Source organism: Pseudomonas sp. LG1D9, assembly GCF_002949995.1.
GTDB lineage: Bacteria > Pseudomonadota > Gammaproteobacteria > Pseudomonadales > Pseudomonadaceae > Aquipseudomonas > Aquipseudomonas proteolytica.
On sequence record NZ_CP026881.1, the window covers coordinates 4,737,268 to 4,754,554 of the forward strand.

Sequence of the window (17,287 nt, forward strand, 5' to 3'; positions counted from 1 at the left end):
GCGCTGGATCTATCCTCGATCTGTCTCCCAACAACGACAAGATTGAGGTAGCCCATGCGTGAAGTAGTGATCGTCGACAGCGTGCGAACCGGCCTGGCCAAGTCCTTTCGCGGCAAGTTCAACCAGACCCGCCCCGATGACATGGCCGCGCATTGCGTCAACGCCTTGCTCACCCGCAACGGCATCGACCCGGCCAGTGTCGAGGATTGCATCGTCGGCGCCGGTTCCAACGAAGGAGCCCAGGGCTACAACATCGGCCGCAACGTGGCAGTGCTGTCGCGCCTTGGCACCGGCACCGCGGGCATGACCCTCAACCGTTTCTGTTCTTCGGGGCTGCAGGCGATTGCCATCGCGGCGAACCAGATTGCCTCGGGTTGCAGCGACATCATTGTTGCCGGTGGCGTCGAATCCATCAGCCTGACCATGAAAAGCGTGAATACCGACAACCTGATCAACCCCTTGCTCAAGGAGCAGGTGCCGGGCATCTATTTCCCCATGGGCCAGACTGCCGAAATTGTCGCCCGGCGCTATAACGTCAGCCGCGAGGAGCAGGACCTGTACGCCCTGCAAAGCCAGCAGCGCACCGCCCAGGCCCAGGCTGACGGGCTGTTTGATGATGAAATCGTAGCCATGGCGGTCAAGTACAAGGTCGAGGATAAAAACACCGGCGAGGTACAGATTCTTGATGGCGTGGTCGATCGCGACGATTGCAACCGCCCAGACACCACCCTGGCCAGCCTCAGCGGGCTCAAGCCGGTGTTTGCCGAGGATGGCTCGGTGACGGCAGGCAACTCTTCGCAATTGTCCGACGGCGCATCGATGACCCTGGTGATGAGCCTGGAAAAAGCCCTGGAACTGGGGCTCAAGCCCAAGGCGTTTTTCCGCGGGTTTACCGTTGCCGGTTGCGAGCCGGACGAGATGGGCATCGGCCCGGTGTTCTCGGTGCCCAAATTGCTCAAGGCCCGTGGCCTGCAGGTGGCGGACATTGACCTGTGGGAACTCAACGAGGCGTTTGCTTCGCAGTGCCTGTATGCGCGTAATCGCCTGGAAATCGACAATGCCAGGTACAACGTCAACGGTGGTTCGATCTCCATTGGCCATCCGTTCGGCATGACCGGCTCGCGGCAGGTGGGGCATCTGGTGCGTGAACTGCAGCGGCGTGATTTGCGCTACGGCATCGTCACCATGTGCGTCGGGGGTGGGATGGGGGCGACCGGGCTGTTCGAAGCTGTGCGCTGATCTATAAAACACCGAAGATCAACTGTGGGAGCGGGCTTGCCCGCGAATGCGGTGGGTCAGTGATGGATATATCGACTGACACACCGCATTCGCGAGCAAGCCCACCGTTGATTTGTGGTGTGTCTGATAAAAAACTTCGCCAAGGTCTACCCACATCCCCCTAGAATGCAGGTTCCTCTACCTCTGGCTCTTGGGGCACTCATGCACATCTCTTCCGGCCGCTGGGTCTACGGTTTATCCCTGACCCTGCTGACCGCGCTGCTCTGGGGCATTTTGCCGATCAAGCTCAAGCAGGTCCTGCAGGTGATGGACCCGATCACCGTGACCTGGTTTCGCCTGATGGTGTCCGGCACTTGCCTGTTCATTTACCTGGCCGCCGTCAAGCGTCTGCCCAGCCCCAAAGTCCTGGGCAAGCGCGGTGGCTGGCTGGTGGCGATGGCGGTATGCGGACTGGTGGGCAACTACGTGCTCTATCTGGTCGGGCTGAAGATGTTGAGCCCCGGCACCGCGCAACTGGTGGTGCAGATGGGGCCGATCTTCCTGATGATTGCCAGCGTGTTCCTGTTCAAGGAGCGTTTCAGCCTGGGGCAGGGCGTAGGTCTGCTGGTATTGATCATCGGTTTTGCGCTGTTCTTCAACCAGCGCCTGGCAGAGCTGTTGACGTCCCTGGGCACTTACACCGCCGGGGTGCTGACGATTCTGCTGGCAACCACCATCTGGGTGTTCTACGCCCTGGGCCAGAAGCAATTGTTGACGGTGTGGAATTCCCTGCAGGTCATGATGGTGATCTACCTGAGCTGCGCATTTCTGCTGCTGCCCTGGGTGCATCCCATGGAGGCGCTGCAACTGAGCCCGTTGCAAGGCTGGCTGCTGCTGGCGTGCTGTTTCAATACCCTGATTGCCTACGGCGCCTTTGCCGAGGCCTTGGCCCACTGGGAGGCTTCGCGGGTCAGCGCGACCCTGGCGATCACGCCGTTGGTGACGTTCGTGGCGGTGGCGATTGCGGCATGGCTGTGGCCCGACTATGTGCACGCCGAGCAGATCAATGGCCTGGGCTACGGTGGCGCGGTGCTGGTGGTGCTGGGGTCGGCATCGGTGGCGTTGGCCCCGTCCTTGATCGCCGGGCTCAAGGCCCGGCGCGCAAGGTTGATACAACCTCTGTAGGAGAGGGGATCAGTGCCCGGCTTCGAGCATGTTTTCCGGGCGTACCCACTGGTCGAATTCGGCATCGGTGAGGTAGCCCAACTCCAGCGCCGCTTCGCGCAGGGTCAGCCCTTGGGCATAGGCTTTCTTGGCAATCTCTGCCGACTTGTCATAGCCGATATGCGGGTTCAGCGCCGTCACCAGCATCAGCCCGCGCTCCAGATGCTCGGCCATTTGCTCGGCGTCGGGTTCAAGGCCGGCGATGCAATGTTCCTGGAAGTTGCGGCAGCCGTCGGCGAGCAAGCGGATCGACTCCAGCAGGTTGTGGATAATCACCGGCTTGTACACGTTCAACTGCAAATGCCCCTGGCTTGCGGCAATGCCGATGGTCACGTCATTGCCCAGCACCTGGCAGGCCAGCATCGACAGCGCTTCGCACTGGGTCGGGTTGACCTTGCCGGGCATGATCGAACTGCCCGGCTCATTGGCCGGCAGGCGCACTTCAGCCAGCCCGGCGCGCGGGCCCGAGCCTAGCAGGCGCAGGTCGTTGGCGATTTTCATCAAGGCCACGGCCAGGGTTTTCAAGGCACCGGACAAAGTCGTCAGCGGCTCATGGCCCGACAGAGCGGCGAACTTGTTGGGGGCGGTGACAAACGGCAGCCCGGACAACGCGGCGATTTCTGCGGCAATGGCCTCGCCAAAGCCATGGGGCGAGTTCAGGCCGGTGCCGACCGCCGTGCCGCCTTGTGCCAGTTCGTAGACGGTGGGCAGGGCACTGCGAATGGCGCGCTCGGCATAATCGAGTTGCGCGATAAACGCCGAGACTTCCTGGCCAAAGGTGATGGGCGTGGCGTCCATCATATGGGTGCGGCCGGTCTTGACCAGCTTCATATGGCGCGCCGACAACTCGGCCAGCCCACCGGACAGCTCACGCAGCGCCGGCAGCAACTGCTCATGCACCGCTTGTACGGTGGCAATGCTCATGGCGGTAGGGAAGCAGTCGTTGGAACTCTGGGAGCGGTTGACGTGATCATTGGGGTGCACCGGGCTCTTGCCGCCACGGGGCTTGCCCGACAGCTCATTGGCGCGGCCGGCGATCACCTCATTGGCGTTCATGTTGCTCTGGGTGCCACTGCCGGTCTGCCAGACCACTAGCGGGAACTGGTCATCGTGCTTGCCGTCGAGCACTTCGTCAGCGGCCTGTTCGATCAGGCGGGCGATGTCGGCGGGCAGGTCGCCATTGCGATCGTTGACCCGCGCCGCGGCCTTCTTGATCAGCGCCAGGGCGTGCAGGACCGCCAGTGGCATGCGTTGCTCGCCGATGGCGAAATTGACCAGTGAACGCTGGGTCTGTGCGCCCCAGTAAGCGTCATCCGGGACTTGTACTTCGCCCAGGCTGTCGGTTTCGATACGGCTCATCGCGGTGACTCTCCTTGTAGTCGGTTTGCGCAGTTTAGGCCCTGGAGGCACGCTTGGGTTCCATAAAAGCCATTTCATCGGGCAATCCCCCGCAAAACCAGGCCCTACAAGGCGTGGGGTTGAGTACCGGCGTTTTTTAGGCGCAGAATGGTCGCCCTTGGGGTCTTACCTCGCCAGCTAGAAAGGAAACTCGATGACTCGTCTTCGTGCCATCTGTACCGCGGTTGCCCTGGTATGTGCCAGCGGCCAGGTTCTTGCCGATACCGCCAGCCACAACGCCAGTGCCGAAGCCTTCCTGACCCTGGCTCACGCAGACAAGCTCGGCACCCCGGTGTACATGCAAGTGCAGCAAATGTTTGCCCAGCGTTTCGAGCAGACCAAGGCGCCTGCCGCCAAGCAAACCGTTCTGGACACCTACCAGGCCAAGGCCAACGCCGCCCTGGACCAGGCCATTGGCTGGAACAAGCTCAAGCCGGACATGGTCAAGCTGTACACCAGCAACTTCAGTGAGTCAGAACTCAAGGACCTGGTTGCCTTCTACAAATCGCCACTGGGCAAGAAAGTCCTCGAGAAAATGCCGCAACTGACCCAGCAATCGGCCCAACTGACCCAGGCCAAACTGGAAAGCGCCGTACCGGTCGTGAACAAGCTGTTGGAAGACATGACCAACGAATTGGCTCCGGCGAAAAAAGCCGCCGCGCCTGCCAAGAAGTAAGTGGAGCCAGGAATGACCATGCAACAGCGCATCGAGACGGCACTTGCCGCCCTGAGCCCGGAACACGTGAGTGTGCTGGACGAAAGCCATATGCACAGCCGTGGATTGCAGACGCACTTCAAGGCCGTGCTGGTCAGCCAGCAGTTCGACGGACTCAACCGCGTCAAGCGCCACCAGAAGGTCTACGCCACGTTGGGCGACCTGATGGGCGAGTTCCATGCGCTGGCACTGCATACCTACACGCCTGAAGAATGGGCGAAAATCGACGCAGCCCCGGCCTCGCCGACCTGCGCTGGCGGACATTGATCGGTTACGGTCAACCTCTGTAGGCGCGAGCTTGCTTGCGAAGATCGTTAACGATGACGCGCGCATTCTGAAAGCACGCGGCGTTCTCAGGTTTTTCGCGAGCAAGCTCGCTCCTACAGTTCGGGGTTTATCCCTGATAGAATCCGCAACGCGCCGCTCAGTCGGCGCGTTTTTTTTGCATCCGGTTCACCCTTTGCGAGGGTAGCCACCTGGAGAGAACACCCATGACACAACCCATCGTCGTGGCGGCACTGTATAAGTTCGTCACCCTCGAAGATTACGTCGCCCTGCGCGAGCCTCTGCTGCAAGCCATGGTCGACAACGGCATCAAGGGCACCTTGCTGATCGCCGAAGAAGGCATCAACGGCACCGTTTCCGGGAGCCGCGAAGGCATTGATGGCCTGATGACCTGGCTGAAGAACGACCCGCGCATGGTCGACATCGACCACAAAGAGTCGTACTGCGACGAGCAGCCGTTCTACCGCACCAAGGTCAAGCTGAAAAAAGAGATCGTGACCCTGGGCGTCGAAGGCGTCGACCCCAACAAGAAAGTCGGTACTTACGTTGATCCACAAGACTGGAACGCCCTGATCAGCGATCCGGAAGTGCTGTTGATCGACACCCGTAACGACTATGAAGTGTCGATCGGCACCTTTGAAGGGGCGATCGACCCGAAAACCACGAGTTTTCGCGAATTTCCCGACTATATCAAAGCCAACTTCGACCCGGCCAAGCACAAGAAAGTCGCCATGTTCTGCACCGGCGGCATTCGCTGTGAAAAGGCCTCCAGCTACATGCTCAGCGAAGGGTTCGATGAGGTGTATCACCTCAAGGGCGGCATCCTCAAATACCTCGAAGAGGTGCCCCAGGAACAAACCAAGTGGCAGGGCGACTGCTTCGTGTTCGATAACCGCGTGACCGTGCGCCACGACTTGAGCGAAGGTGACTACGATCAATGTCATGCCTGCCGCACACCGGTTAGCGTAGAGGACCGCGCATCCGAGCATTACGTGGCCGGCATCAGTTGCCCGCATTGCTGGGATAAGCTGTCCGAGAAGACCCGTCGCAGTGCGATCGACCGCCAGAAGCAGATCGAACTGGCCAAGGCCCGCAATATGCCGCACCCGATTGGTTACAACTACAAGCAATCATCCACCGAGGCTTGAACCATGTCCGCGCGCCTGCTCTATGTAATGGACCCGATGTGTTCCTGGTGCTGGGGTTTTGCCCCGGTGGCCAAGGCCCTGGTTGAGCAGGCCCAGGCGGCTGGCGTGGAATTGCACCTGGTGGTCGGCGGTTTGCGCACCGGCAGTGGTTCGGCGCTGGAGCCGGCCACCCGGCGCTATATCCTGGAACACTGGCAGGCGGTGACTGAAGCCACTGGCCAGCCGTTCCGCCTGGAGGGCGCCTTGCCTGACGGGTTTGTGTATGACACGGAGCCGGCATGCCGAGCCCTTGTCACCGCGCGCAGCCTGGCGCCGGATTGCGCCTGGACCTTGCTCGGGCTGATCCAGCAGGCATTTTACGTCGAGGGTCGCGATGTGACCCGCGCCAGTGTGCTGGTGGAACTGGCCGAGACCGCCGGGGTACCGCGTATCGAGTTTGCCGAGGCTTTTGACCGCGCCGAACAGCATGCCGCCACGGCCGCCGATTTCACTTGGGTCCAGGACCTGGGCATCGCCGGTTTTCCCACCTTGTTGGCCGAGCGCAATGGCCAATTGGCCTTGTTGACCAACGGCTACCAGCCGCTGTCCGAGCTGTCGCCGTTGCTCGGTCGCTGGCTGGAGCGAGCCGCCTGTGGCTGATCAACCCGCCGTACGCGTTGATCGGCTGACCTGGGCAGAAATCCGCCGCCTGGCCCTGCGTCATAAAAAAGCCCTGTGGATCGCCAATGGTGTCGCCGTTCTGGCGACCCTGTGCAGCGTTCCGATTCCCTTGCTCCTGCCATTGCTGGTGGACGAGGTGTTGCTGGGCAATGGCGATGCCGCGCTGAAGGTGATGAACCACGCGTTGCCAGCACCCTGGCAGCAGGCCGCAGGCTATATCGGCCTGATGCTGCTGATCACCCTGGTGCTGCGTTGCGCGGCGCTGGTGTTCAACGTGGTCCAGGCGCGCCTGTTTGCCGGGCTGGCCAAGGACATTGTCTATCGCATCCGCGTGCGCCTGATCGAACGGCTCAAGCGCATTTCCCTGAGTGAATACGAAAGCCTGGGCAGCGGTACCGTGACCACGCACCTGGTGACCGACCTCGACACCGTGGACAAGTTTGTCGGTGAAACCTTGAGCCGCTTCCTGGTGGCGATGCTGACCCTGGTCGGCACCTCCGGCATCCTGATGTGGATGCACTGGAAGCTGGCGCTGTTGATCCTGTTGTTCAACCCATTGGTGATCTACGCCACGGTGCAGTTGGGCAAGCGGGTCAAACACCTGAAGAAGCTGGAAAACGACAGCACCTCGCGGTTCACCCAGGCCCTCACGGAAACCCTGGACGCCATCCAGGAAGTACGCGCGGGCAATCGCCAGGGCTTTTTCCTCGGGCGCCTGGGGCAGCGTGCCCAGGAAGTACGTGACTTTGCCATCAACTCCCAGTGGAAAAGCGATGCATCCAGCCGCGCCAGCGGCCTGCTGTTCCAGTTCGGGATCGATATCTTCCGTGCGGCAGCGATGCTTACGGTGCTGTTTTCCGACCTGTCCATCGGCCAGATGCTCGCGGTGTTCAGCTACCTGTGGTTCATGATCGGCCCGGTGGAACAACTGCTGAACCTGCAGTACGCCTACTACGCCGCCGGCGGTGCGCTGACGCGCATCAACGAACTGCTGGCCCGTGCCGACGAACCGCAATATGCCGGGGGCGAAGATCCGTTTACCGGACACCAGACCGTGGGCATCGAAGTGCGGGGCCTGGACTTCGGCTATGGCGAAGACCTGGTGCTCAACCAGTTGAACCTGGCCATTGCCCCCGGCGAAAAGGTTGCAATCGTCGGTGCCAGTGGCGGCGGCAAAAGCACCCTGGTGCAATTGCTGTTGGGGCTCTACACCCCACAAGCGGGGACGATCCGCTTCGGCGGCGCGACCCAGCAGGCCATTGGCCTGGAAACCATTCGCGAGCATGTCGCGGTGGTGCTGCAGCATCCGGCGCTGTTCAACGACACCGTGCGCGCCAACCTCACCATGGGCCGCGAGCGCACTGACCAGGCCTGTTGGCAGGCCCTTGAAATTGCCCAGTTGGATGCTACGGTCAAAGGGTTGCCTCAAGGTCTGGACAGTATTGTCGGGCGCTCGGGCGTGCGTTTGTCCGGTGGCCAGCGCCAACGCCTGGCGATTGCCCGGATGGTGCTGGCCGAGCCAAAAGTGGTAATTCTCGACGAAGCCACCTCGGCCCTGGATGCGGCTACCGAGTACAACCTGCACCAGGCCTTGGCGCGGTTTCTCAGTGGGCGTACTACACTGATCATTGCTCACCGTTTGTCGGCGGTGAAGCAGGCTGATAGGGTGTTGGTGTTTGACGGTGGACACATCGCCGAAGATGGCGACCACCAGCAACTGATAGCCGATGGCGGCTTGTACGCCAAGCTTTATGGACACTTGCAACAAGTTCGCTGAATCGATCCCGGCTCCGGCCCTGAAGGGGTCGTGTTTGGCCTCGGCTGTGCTGTCAGGAGCAGTTTTTAGTCGCCTGTGCTGATGCAAGGGATCTCATGAAGCAGAAGCGAACTCTCGGAACACCCCGGTTGCTCGGTATTGTCTGGCCCTTTATTGCCGTCGTGCTGTTCCAGGCGTTGCTGGGCTGCGTCAGTCTTTACGTGCTGTCGGCCGTGCGCGGCTATGTGGCGGGCGAGAGCCTGTGGTCCAAGGGCCAGAAAGACGCCATCTACTACCTGACCCTGTACGCCGACAACCGCGACCAGGCGACCTTTCTCAAATACCAGAACGCCATTGCCGTCCCCCAGGGCGGGCACGAGCTGCGTATCGCCCTGGATCGCTCCAGTCCTGACCTGGCGGCGGCGCGCCAGGGGATCCTCAAGGGCGGCAATCATCCTGACGACGTGTCGAGCCTGATCTGGCTGTACCTCAACTTTCGCCATTTCAGCTACCTGGAAAAAGCCATCGAACTGTGGACCGTCGGTGACAGCTACCTGGTGCAACTTGATGAGCTGGCGCAGGAGATGCACCGGCAAATCATCGCCGATCGGGTCAGCAGTGCCGATATCCATGCCTGGAAAAACCGAATCATCGCGATCAACGAGGGGGTGACGCCGGCGGCCAAGGCCTTCAGCGATGCCTTGGGTGAAGGCTCCAGGGTGATTCTGCGCCTGTTGCTGATCACCAACCTGGCCACTGCCTTGGGGCTGATCGCCTTGGCGTTGCTGCGCACGCGCAAGCTATTGGCCCAGCGCCACGCGTTTGCCGATGCTTTGCAGCTGGAGAAGGAGCGGGCGCAGATCACCCTGGAGTCCATCGGCGATGGGGTGATCACTACCGATGTCGATGGGGCTATCGCCTACATGAACCCGGCGGCGGAATCCCTGACCCACTGGAACGCGGCCCAGGCGCAAGGGCTGCCGTTGGCTGCGTTGTTCAATCTGCTGGATGAACACGCCCAGGCCGACGGGTTTACCCTGATCGACCATATTCTTGACGGTCAACTCAGCGGTGGCAGCGAGCACTCCAAGCTGATCCAGCGCCTGGATGGCAGTACCGTCTCCGTGACTCTGGTCGGCGCACCGATCCGCAGCGCCGGCAAGGTCAGTGGCGCGGTGCTGGTGTTGCACGACATGACCCAGGAGCGCCAGTACATTGCCAATCTGTCCTGGCAGGCGACCCATGATGCCTTGACCGGGCTGGCCAATCGGCGTGAATTTGAATATCGCCTGGAGCAGGTGCTGCATGGCGTCGGGCGCCAGCAGTCGGCGCGCCATGCCTTGATGTTCCTCGACCTGGACCAGTTCAAGCTGGTCAACGACACGTGTGGCCATGCGGCGGGCGATGAACTGTTGCGGCATATCTGCGCCTTGCTGCAATCGGACCTGCGCGAAGGCGATACCCTGGCCCGCCTGGGCGGGGACGAGTTTGGCATCCTGCTGGAAAACTGCCCGGCGCCGGTGGCCGAGAAGATCGCCGAGAGCCTGCGACATACCGTGCAAAACCTGCACTTCGTCTGGAAAGGCCGACCGTTTGTCACCACGGTCAGTATCGGCCTGGTGCATATCTCGCACACCCCGACCACCCTGGAGACGTCATTGCGTGCCGCGGATATGGCCTGTTACATGGCCAAGGAGAAGGGGCGCAATCGGGTGCAGGTCTATCATGCCGACGACACCGAGCTGTCGTTGCGCTTTGGCGAAATGGCCTGGATCCAGCGCCTGCACATGGCCCTGGAAGAGGACCGCTTCTGCCTGTATGCCCAGGAAATCGCGCCCTTGGGCCACACCGAGGCGGGGGCCGGGCATATCGAGATCCTGCTGCGCCTGCACGATGAAGCGGGGCGGATCATTTTGCCTGACAGCTTTATCCCGGCCGCCGAACGCTACGGGTTGATGACCTCGCTGGACCGCTGGGTGGTAGAGAACGTGTTCAAGCTGATCGCCCGTTGCATGCTCGAGCGACCTGGCAGGCCCATGGCGATGTGTGCGATCAACCTGTCGGGCATCACCATTGGCGATGACGATTTCCTGCGTTTCCTGCGGGAGAAGTTCAGTGCCTATGGGATTCCACCGGGCATGATCTGTTTTGAAATCACCGAAACCAGCGCCATTTCCAACCTGGGCAGCGCGATTCGTTTTATCAATGAGCTCAAGGCGTTGGGTTGCTGTTTCTCCCTGGATGACTTTTGTGCCGGAATGTCCTCATTCGCCTACCTCAAACATTTACCTGTAGACTTCCTGAAGATCGATGGAAGTTTCGTAAAGGATATGCTGGACGACCCGATTAACCGCGCCATGGTCGAAGTGATCAATCACATCGGCCATGTCATGGGTAAACGCACGATTGCCGAGTTTGTCGAAACGCCGCACATCGAGCAGGCACTGCTCGAGATCGGCGTGGACTACGCTCAGGGCTACCTGATTGAGCGCCCGCAATTGTTTACCTTCGACAGTTTGCAATGTCGACCTGCGCGCCCGCAGCCTCTGTTATTCAGGGCGCCCGGCACGTTCCGCTGAAACATCTGCTGGTCTGTACACATCACAAATCAAAAGGAGCCCGACAGTGATCGACACATTCAGCAGAACCGGCCCGCTTATGGAAGCCTCAAGTTACCCCGCCTGGGCTCAGCAATTGATCCAGGACTGTAGCGAGAGCAAGCGCCGCGTTGTCGAACACGAGCTGTACCAGCGCATGCGCGATAACAAGCTCAGCGCCAAGACCATGCGCCACTACCTGATCGGTGGCTGGCCAGTGGTGGAACAGTTCGCGTTGTACATGGCACAAAACCTGACCAAGACCAAGTTTGCCCGACATCCTGGGGAGGATATGGCGCGACGTTGGTTGATGCGCAATATTCGTGTGGAACTGAACCATGCCGATTATTGGATGCACTGGGCGCGCGCCCATGGCGTCGGCCTGGAAGAGCTGCAGGCGCAACACGTACCGCCAGAGTTGCATGCGCTGAGTCATTGGTGCTGGCACACCAGTTCGGCCGATTCGTTGATCGTTGCCATTGCCGCCACCAACTACGCCATCGAAGGCGCCACTGGGGAGTGGTCTGCGCTGGTGTGTTCGACGGGGGTGTATGCCGCTGCTTTCCCTGAAGAAGACCGCAAGCGCGCCATGAAGTGGCTGAAGATGCATGCCCAGTATGACGACGCCCACCCGTGGGAAGCGCTGGAGATTATTTGCACCCTGGCGGGGATGAACCCGAGCAAGGCGTTGCAAGTGGAGTTGCGCCAGGCTGTGTGCAAAAGCTACGACTATATGTACCTGTTCCTGGAGCGCTGCATGCAGTTGGAGAAAACTGCGGTGACCCGCCGTCAAGTCCTGGCGACCAGCGAAGCCTGACCCGGGCATGGCGGGGTAGCGTTTACCCCGCCATTGCCAGGCGGTTACGGCCTTCGCGCTTGGCCACGTACAAGGCATTGTCGGCGCGACGCAGCAGGCTCTCGGCCGACTCGCCCGCCAGCAACGTCGCGCAACCCAGGCTCACCGTCAATTCGATACGCGTAGCGTCTGCCCAGTAGTCCCGGGCCTGCGCTGCCTGGCGCAGGCGTTCGCCGACCAGGGTGGCGGCCTCGCGGCTGGTGTTGGAAAGCAGGATCAGGAACTCGTCCCCACCAAACCGAAACACCATATCCACATTGCGCAACTGGCTTTTGATCGAGGCAGCGACGGCCTTGAGCACTTTGTCGCCGGTGGCGTGGCCGTGGCTGTCGTTGATGTGCTTGAAGTGATCGATGTCGAGCATCAGCAAGGACAGCGGATGCAGGTGCCGCTTGGCCATTTCGATCTCGCGGCCCAGGGTCTGGTCCATGGCGACGCGATTGCCGGTCTCGGTCAGTGGATCGCGCAGGGCGGTGCGGGTCGCGCAGCGATACAGCAAGGCGTTGCGCATCGGGTAGAGCAGGCTGGCCAGCAGCGACTCCAGATTGCCCTGTTCCTCCTCCGTGAAACGCTGGTTGCGGCGAAACACCAACTCTCCCAGGTGCTCGCCCTCGTGGCTGAGGCTGTAGCTCACGGAGTGATGGCCACGCTGGCCGTATTCCAGGCGCAGGTCGCTGGCTTCATGGCGGTATTGCAGGGCATCCAGGGGCACAAGGCGTTGCACTTCGCGAAAGAACAGGCCAAGGATTCGCTCCGCCTCCAGGCTGGTCTGCAATTGCAGGTTCAGTTGCTGGCGCAGTTGCCCAAGGCTGATGGGGCGCCGTGCGATAAGGGAAGGCTGGCCAAAGCCCAGGCGTTGCAATTTGGCACTGTCGAAGTCAATTGCGTTGGTCTGGGTCGGTGTTTTCATAAGCGGGTAGGCCTCTAAGCACTTAATGCTGTCTTACAGGCTCAATGGGAGCGGCCGCTGGCGGGCGCCTTACTGTTCCTTCAGTTCCGTAAAACATAGGTAACAGTCTAGTCCGCTTTGCCGGGGGTTATAACCCCTGATCCCATGCCACACGTCTTTACGTCGTGCCGCCTGTTTGAAGCAAATTGGAGCGAAAAGCGTGCCATTTCGTGCAATATTTTTTATTGCTTATAAAACAAGGGGATGGGATTTGGTGCTTAGGCACAGCGCTGGGAACTTGGCGCCCGCCCCTGTGGGGGGGGCTTGTTGTGGCGAGCGGGCTTGCCGGAACGCCGTATCGCCCGCGCTGGGTGGCGGAGCCGCCCCAAACCCTGCTGGCTCGGTATGTCTGAAACAACTGCGGTTTCTGGGGTGGGGCTGCTACGCAGCCCAGCGCGGGGCAAGCCCGCTCGCCACAGGGTAAGTCGTCAGTTTCTGAAAGTTGTGTAGAGACCTAGGGTTATCCCAGGCAAGCCAGCTCCCACATGTGATGGGTGGGCAAAGACCTGTGGGCTTGTTGTGGCGAGCGGGCTTGTCGGAACGCCGCATCGCCCGCGTTGGGTGGCGGAGCCGCCCCAAGACCTGCCGGCTCGGTATGTCTGAAACAATCGCGGTGCCTGGGGTGGGGCTGCTTCGCAGCCCAGCGCGGGGCAAGCCCGCTCGCCACGGGGTGAGTCGTCAGTTAGAGACGTAGGGTTGTCCCAGACAAGCCCGCTCCCGCATTGTGGGGATTACTGCGCGTCGAATGCCTGCCCATTGATCCCCGAGCTATCCGGGCCCATCAGGTACAGGTATACCGGCATGATTTCTTCCGGCAGCGGGTTGTTGGCCGGGTTTTCTCCAGGATAAGCCTGGGCTCGCATGCTGGTACGGGTGGCGCCTGGGTTGATGCTGTTGGCGCGCACTGCGGCAACGGTGTCGAGTTCGTCCGCCAGGGTCTGCATCAGGCCTTCGGTGGCGAATTTCGATACGCCATAGGCGCCCCAGTAAGCGCGCCCTTTGCGCCCGACGCTGCTGGAGGTAAACACCACCGACGCGTCCTGGGACAGCTTGAGCAGCGGCAGCAGCGTGGCAGTCAGCATAAACATGGCGTTGACGTTGATATGCATGACGCGCATGAAATTCTCGCCCGACAGCTGTTCGATCGGGGTGCGCGGGCCGATGATCGAGGCGTTGTGCAGCAACCCGTCGAGATGGCCGAATTCTTTTTCGATCATTGCCGCCAGCTCATCGTATTGATGGGGCAGGGCGGTTTCCAGGTTGAACGGGATCACCACCGGTTGCGGGTGGCCGGCGGCTTCGATTTCATCGTAGACCTGGGCCAGGTTGGCTTCGGTCTTGCCCAGCAACAGCACGGTGGCGCCGTGGGCGGCGTAGGTCTTGGCCGCAGCAGCACCAATCCCGCGACCGGCGCCGGTGACCAGGATGACCCGGTCCTTGAGCAATTCTGGGCGTGCGGAGTAATCAAACATAATCGACCTCAACAAAATTCAGTGGGGCAACACATATCTGAATGTGGGAGCGGGCTTGCTCGCGAAAGCGTAGTGTCAGTCAACTCTTTATCAGATGACCCACCGCCTTCGCGAGCAAGCCCGCTTCCACATTAGAGCTTCATTGGTTAGCCATTCAGCAGCTGCAGAGTGCGCTATCGAGCACTTTGCGCAGTTCCAGCGGATGATCGACCACAACGTCGGCACCCCAGTTGCGGGCGTTGTCGTCGGGGTGGATGTAGCCATAGGTGACGGCGGCGGTGCGGGTGCCGGCGTCGCGTCCTGACTCGATATCCCGCAGGTCATCGCCCACGAACAGTACGCTGGCCGGGTCCAGGTCGAGCATCTTGCAGGCCAGGATCAGCGGTTCCGGGTCAGGCTTGCTGTTCTTCACGTGGTCCGGGCAGATCAGCAGCGCCGAGCGTTGGGCCAGGCCCAGTTGCTCCATGATCGGCTCGGCAAAGCGCAGCGGCTTGTTGGTGACCACGCCCCAGATCAGCTTGGACCGTTCGATGTCTTCCAGCAGTTCGGCCATGCCATCAAACAGCTTGCTATGGATCGCGCAGCCCTTGAGGTAGCGTTCGAGGAACTCCAGGCGCAACGCTTCGAAGCCTGGGGACTCGGGGTCCATGGTAAACGTCACGGCAACCATGGCCCGGGCGCCGCCGGAGACTTCATCGCGGATATGCTGATCGTTGATCGGCGCAAGCCCGCGCTCGGCACGCATGGCCTGGCAGATGGCGATAAAGTCCGGCGCGGTATCGAGCAGCGTACCGTCCATGTCGAAAAGAACCGCTTTCAACTTCACAGGTTTATTCCTCTCGCAGGGTCTGGATCATGTAGTTGACGTCGACGTCGCTGGCCAGCTTGTAGTGCTTGGTCAGCGGGTTGTAGGTCAAGCCGATGATGTCCTTGACGGTCAGCCCGGCCTGGCGGCTCCAGGCACCCAGTTCGGAAGGACGGATGAATTTCTTGAAGTCATGGGTGCCGCGCGGCAGCAGCTTCATGATGTATTCGGCGCCGATGATCGCGAACAGGTAAGCCTTGGGGTTGCGGTTGATGGTGGAGAAGAACACCTGGCCGCCGGGCTTGACCATACGAAAACACGCACGGATCACCGACGATGGGTCGGGCACGTGCTCCAGCATCTCCAGGCAGGTCACCACGTCGAACTGCTCGGGCATTTCCTCGGCCAGGGCTTCGGCGGTGATCTGGCGGTACTCCACGCTCACGCCCGACTCCAACTGATGCAACTGGGCCACGGCCAGAGGCGCCTCGCCCATGTCGATGCCCATCACCGTGGCGCCGCGCTGGGCCATGGCCTCGCTGAGGATGCCGCCGCCGCAGCCCACGTCGAGGACTTTCTTGCCGGCCAGATTGACGCGCTCGTCGATCCAGTTGACCCGCAGCGGGTTGATGTCGTGCAGGGGCTTGAACTCGCTCTCGCGGTCCCACCAGCGGTGGGCCAGGGCTTCGAATTTGGCGATTTCGGCGTGGTCGACGTTACTCATGGGTAGTCCTCTAAATCCGATAAAACGGTGTGCCTGGCCGGAATATTGATCCTGGGCCGGCGTTATTCGTGGTGTCCACTGATGCGCTGGCCCCAGGCAGCGGCCATGGCGCTCAGTTGCTGCTCATCCATATGGGTCAGTTGCCGGTCGTCGAGCAGTTGCTTGCCGCCGACCCAAAGGTGTTTCACACAATCGCGTCCGGTGGCATATATAAGCTGCGAGACCGGATCGTAGATCGGTTGCTGGGCCAGTCCTGAAAGGTCGAAGGCCACGATATCTGCGGCCTTGCCCACTTCCAGCGAGCCGATTTCAGCCTCCAGGCCCATGGCCCGCGCACCGTTGAGGGTGGCCATGCGCAGCGCACGGTGGGCATCCAGGGCGCTGGCCGAGCCGGCGACGGCCTTGGCCAGCAGCGCAGCGGTGCGGGTTTCGCCCAACAGGTCCAGGTCATTGTTGCTTGCTGCGCCATCGGTGCCTACTGCCACATTGACGCCGGCCTGCCACAAGCGTTCCACCGGGCAGAAGCCACTGGCCAGTTTCAGGTTGGATTCCGGGCAATGGATCACGCTGCTGTTGCTTTCTACCAGCAACGCCAGGTCGTCTTCGCTGATTTGGGTCATATGAACGGCCTGCAAGCGCGGGCCGAGCAGGCCCAGGCGCGCGAGTCGGGCCAGGGGGCGTTCGCCATACTGTTCCACGGACTGCTGCACTTCAAAGGCGGTTTCGTGGACATGCATATGAATGGCGGCGTCCAGCTCCTCGGCGATCACCCGGACTTTTTCCAGGTTTGCATCGCTGACGGTATAAGGCGCATGGGGGCCAAAGGCGATTTTGATCCGTGGGTGATGCTTGAGGTCGCCAAACAGCTCCACGCCCTGGCGGATCGCCTCGTCGGCATTGGCTGCGCCGGGGATCGGGAAGTCGAGGATCGGAATGGCAATCTGTGCCCGCAGGCCGCTGTTGTGTACGCGTTCGCTGGCGACCTTGGGGAAGAAGTACATGTCTGAGAAGCAACTGATGCCGCCCTTGATCTGCTCGGCAATCGCCAGATCGGTGCCATCACGTACAAACGCCTCATCGACCCACTTGGCTTCGGCCGGCCAGATATGCTGTTGCAGCCAGGTCATCAGTGGCAGGTCGTCGGCCAGGCCACGAAACAGGGTCATTGCCGCGTGGCCATGGGCGTTTACCAGGCCAGGACTGAGCAGCACTCCGGGCAACTCGCGTACTTCATGGGCTGCCAGTTTCAGCGCCTGCGCGCGCGGGCCGATAAACGCGATGCGCCCGTCGCGGATGCCCAGGCCATGCGCCTTGAGCACCACGCCCGCAGGCTCGACCGGTACCAGCCAGCTTGGCAGCAGCAGTAAGTCGAGCGGGGCGGCAGGTGGCGTCATAGCGGGCATCGTCCGGGGCGGTCATATAAAGAGGGCGAAGTATACCCGAGCGTCCTGGCTGGCGGATCGCTATAATCCGCGGCTTT

Annotated in this window: 15 protein-coding genes and 1 pseudogene; 10 read left to right on the forward strand and 6 right to left on the reverse strand. The window is 61.2% G+C overall.

The window, feature by feature from the left end:
* The first annotated feature begins 54 nt into the window (after positions 1-54).
* Both C5F71_RS22210 and C5F71_RS22215 read left to right on the forward strand, forming a co-directional pair.
* Entirely contained in the window at positions 55-1,239 is a 1,185-nt protein-coding gene (locus C5F71_RS22210) for a thiolase family protein (protein WP_070995210.1), read from the forward strand.
* Positions 1,240-1,440: 201 nt separating this feature from the next.
* Entirely contained in the window at positions 1,441-2,403 is a 963-nt protein-coding gene (locus C5F71_RS22215; RefSeq protein ID WP_070995209.1) for a DMT family transporter, read from the forward strand.
* A gap of 9 nt (positions 2,404-2,412) precedes the next feature.
* Here C5F71_RS22215 and C5F71_RS22220 read toward each other — a convergent pair whose 3' ends face one another.
* Complete coding sequence (locus C5F71_RS22220) at positions 2,413-3,801, reverse strand: class II fumarate hydratase (protein WP_104911956.1); 1,389 nt, start codon at positions 3,799-3,801, stop codon at positions 2,413-2,415.
* Between the two features lie 193 nt (positions 3,802-3,994).
* Between C5F71_RS22220 and C5F71_RS22225 the strand changes: the two genes are divergently transcribed.
* The 8 genes and pseudogenes from C5F71_RS22225 (at position 3,995) to C5F71_RS22260 (ending at position 11,818) form a co-directional block, all read left to right on the forward strand.
* A complete protein-coding gene (locus C5F71_RS22225) occupies positions 3,995-4,516 on the forward strand; it encodes a DUF2059 domain-containing protein (protein WP_029298732.1) in 522 nt (173 codons plus the stop codon).
* Positions 4,517-4,528: 12 nt separating this feature from the next.
* Positions 4,529-4,822: a BolA family transcriptional regulator gene (locus tag C5F71_RS22230; protein ID WP_029298730.1), complete on the forward strand. Its 294-nt coding sequence runs from the start codon at positions 4,529-4,531 to the stop codon at positions 4,820-4,822.
* Positions 4,818-4,943: pseudogene (locus C5F71_RS29430) on the forward strand (outer membrane lipoprotein carrier protein LolA); the annotation flags it as partial. The gene C5F71_RS22230 and the pseudogene C5F71_RS29430, both read left to right, overlap by 5 nt.
* Positions 4,944-5,046: 103 nt before the next feature.
* Positions 5,047-5,988, forward strand: coding sequence for a rhodanese-related sulfurtransferase (locus tag C5F71_RS22240; RefSeq protein ID WP_092235099.1), 942 nt, complete (start codon positions 5,047-5,049; stop codon positions 5,986-5,988).
* Between the two features lie 36 nt (positions 5,989-6,024).
* Positions 6,025-6,627: a DsbA family protein gene (locus C5F71_RS22245; RefSeq protein WP_169851649.1), complete on the forward strand. Its 603-nt coding sequence runs from the start codon at positions 6,025-6,027 to the stop codon at positions 6,625-6,627.
* Positions 6,620-8,425: an ABC transporter ATP-binding protein gene (locus C5F71_RS22250; protein ID WP_104911957.1), complete on the forward strand. Its 1,806-nt coding sequence runs from the start codon at positions 6,620-6,622 to the stop codon at positions 8,423-8,425. Before C5F71_RS22245 ends, C5F71_RS22250 begins: the two co-directional genes overlap by 8 nt.
* A gap of 95 nt (positions 8,426-8,520) precedes the next feature.
* Positions 8,521-10,983 (forward strand): EAL domain-containing protein, encoded by a 2,463-nt coding sequence (locus C5F71_RS22255; RefSeq protein ID WP_029298722.1) that lies wholly within the window; start codon positions 8,521-8,523, stop codon positions 10,981-10,983.
* Between the two features lie 79 nt (positions 10,984-11,062).
* Complete coding sequence (locus tag C5F71_RS22260; protein ID WP_371923357.1) at positions 11,063-11,818, forward strand: TenA family transcriptional regulator; 756 nt, start codon at positions 11,063-11,065, stop codon at positions 11,816-11,818.
* A 22-nt stretch (positions 11,819-11,840) separates the two neighbouring features.
* On the opposite strand, the gene C5F71_RS22265 is transcribed toward C5F71_RS22260, so the two are convergent.
* The 5 genes from C5F71_RS22265 to C5F71_RS22285 form a co-directional block, all read right to left on the reverse strand.
* The gene (locus tag C5F71_RS22265) at positions 11,841-12,767 is read right to left on the reverse strand and encodes a GGDEF domain-containing protein (protein ID WP_029298719.1); all 927 of its coding nucleotides are present in this window, start codon (positions 12,765-12,767) and stop codon (positions 11,841-11,843) included.
* A gap of 770 nt (positions 12,768-13,537) precedes the next feature.
* Positions 13,538-14,278 (reverse strand): YciK family oxidoreductase, encoded by a 741-nt coding sequence (locus C5F71_RS22270; RefSeq protein ID WP_032863166.1) that lies wholly within the window; start codon positions 14,276-14,278, stop codon positions 13,538-13,540.
* 154 nt (positions 14,279-14,432) lie between these two features.
* A complete protein-coding gene (gene mupP, locus C5F71_RS22275) occupies positions 14,433-15,104 on the reverse strand; it encodes an N-acetylmuramic acid 6-phosphate phosphatase MupP (protein ID WP_104911959.1) in 672 nt (223 codons plus the stop codon).
* A 4-nt stretch (positions 15,105-15,108) separates the two neighbouring features.
* Positions 15,109-15,807 (reverse strand): bifunctional 2-polyprenyl-6-hydroxyphenol methylase/3-demethylubiquinol 3-O-methyltransferase UbiG, encoded by a 699-nt coding sequence (ubiG, locus tag C5F71_RS22280; protein WP_003172645.1) that lies wholly within the window; start codon positions 15,805-15,807, stop codon positions 15,109-15,111.
* A gap of 62 nt (positions 15,808-15,869) precedes the next feature.
* Positions 15,870-17,201, reverse strand: coding sequence for a TRZ/ATZ family hydrolase (locus C5F71_RS22285; protein ID WP_104911960.1), 1,332 nt, complete (start codon positions 17,199-17,201; stop codon positions 15,870-15,872).
* Positions 17,202-17,287: the final 86 nt, after the last annotated feature.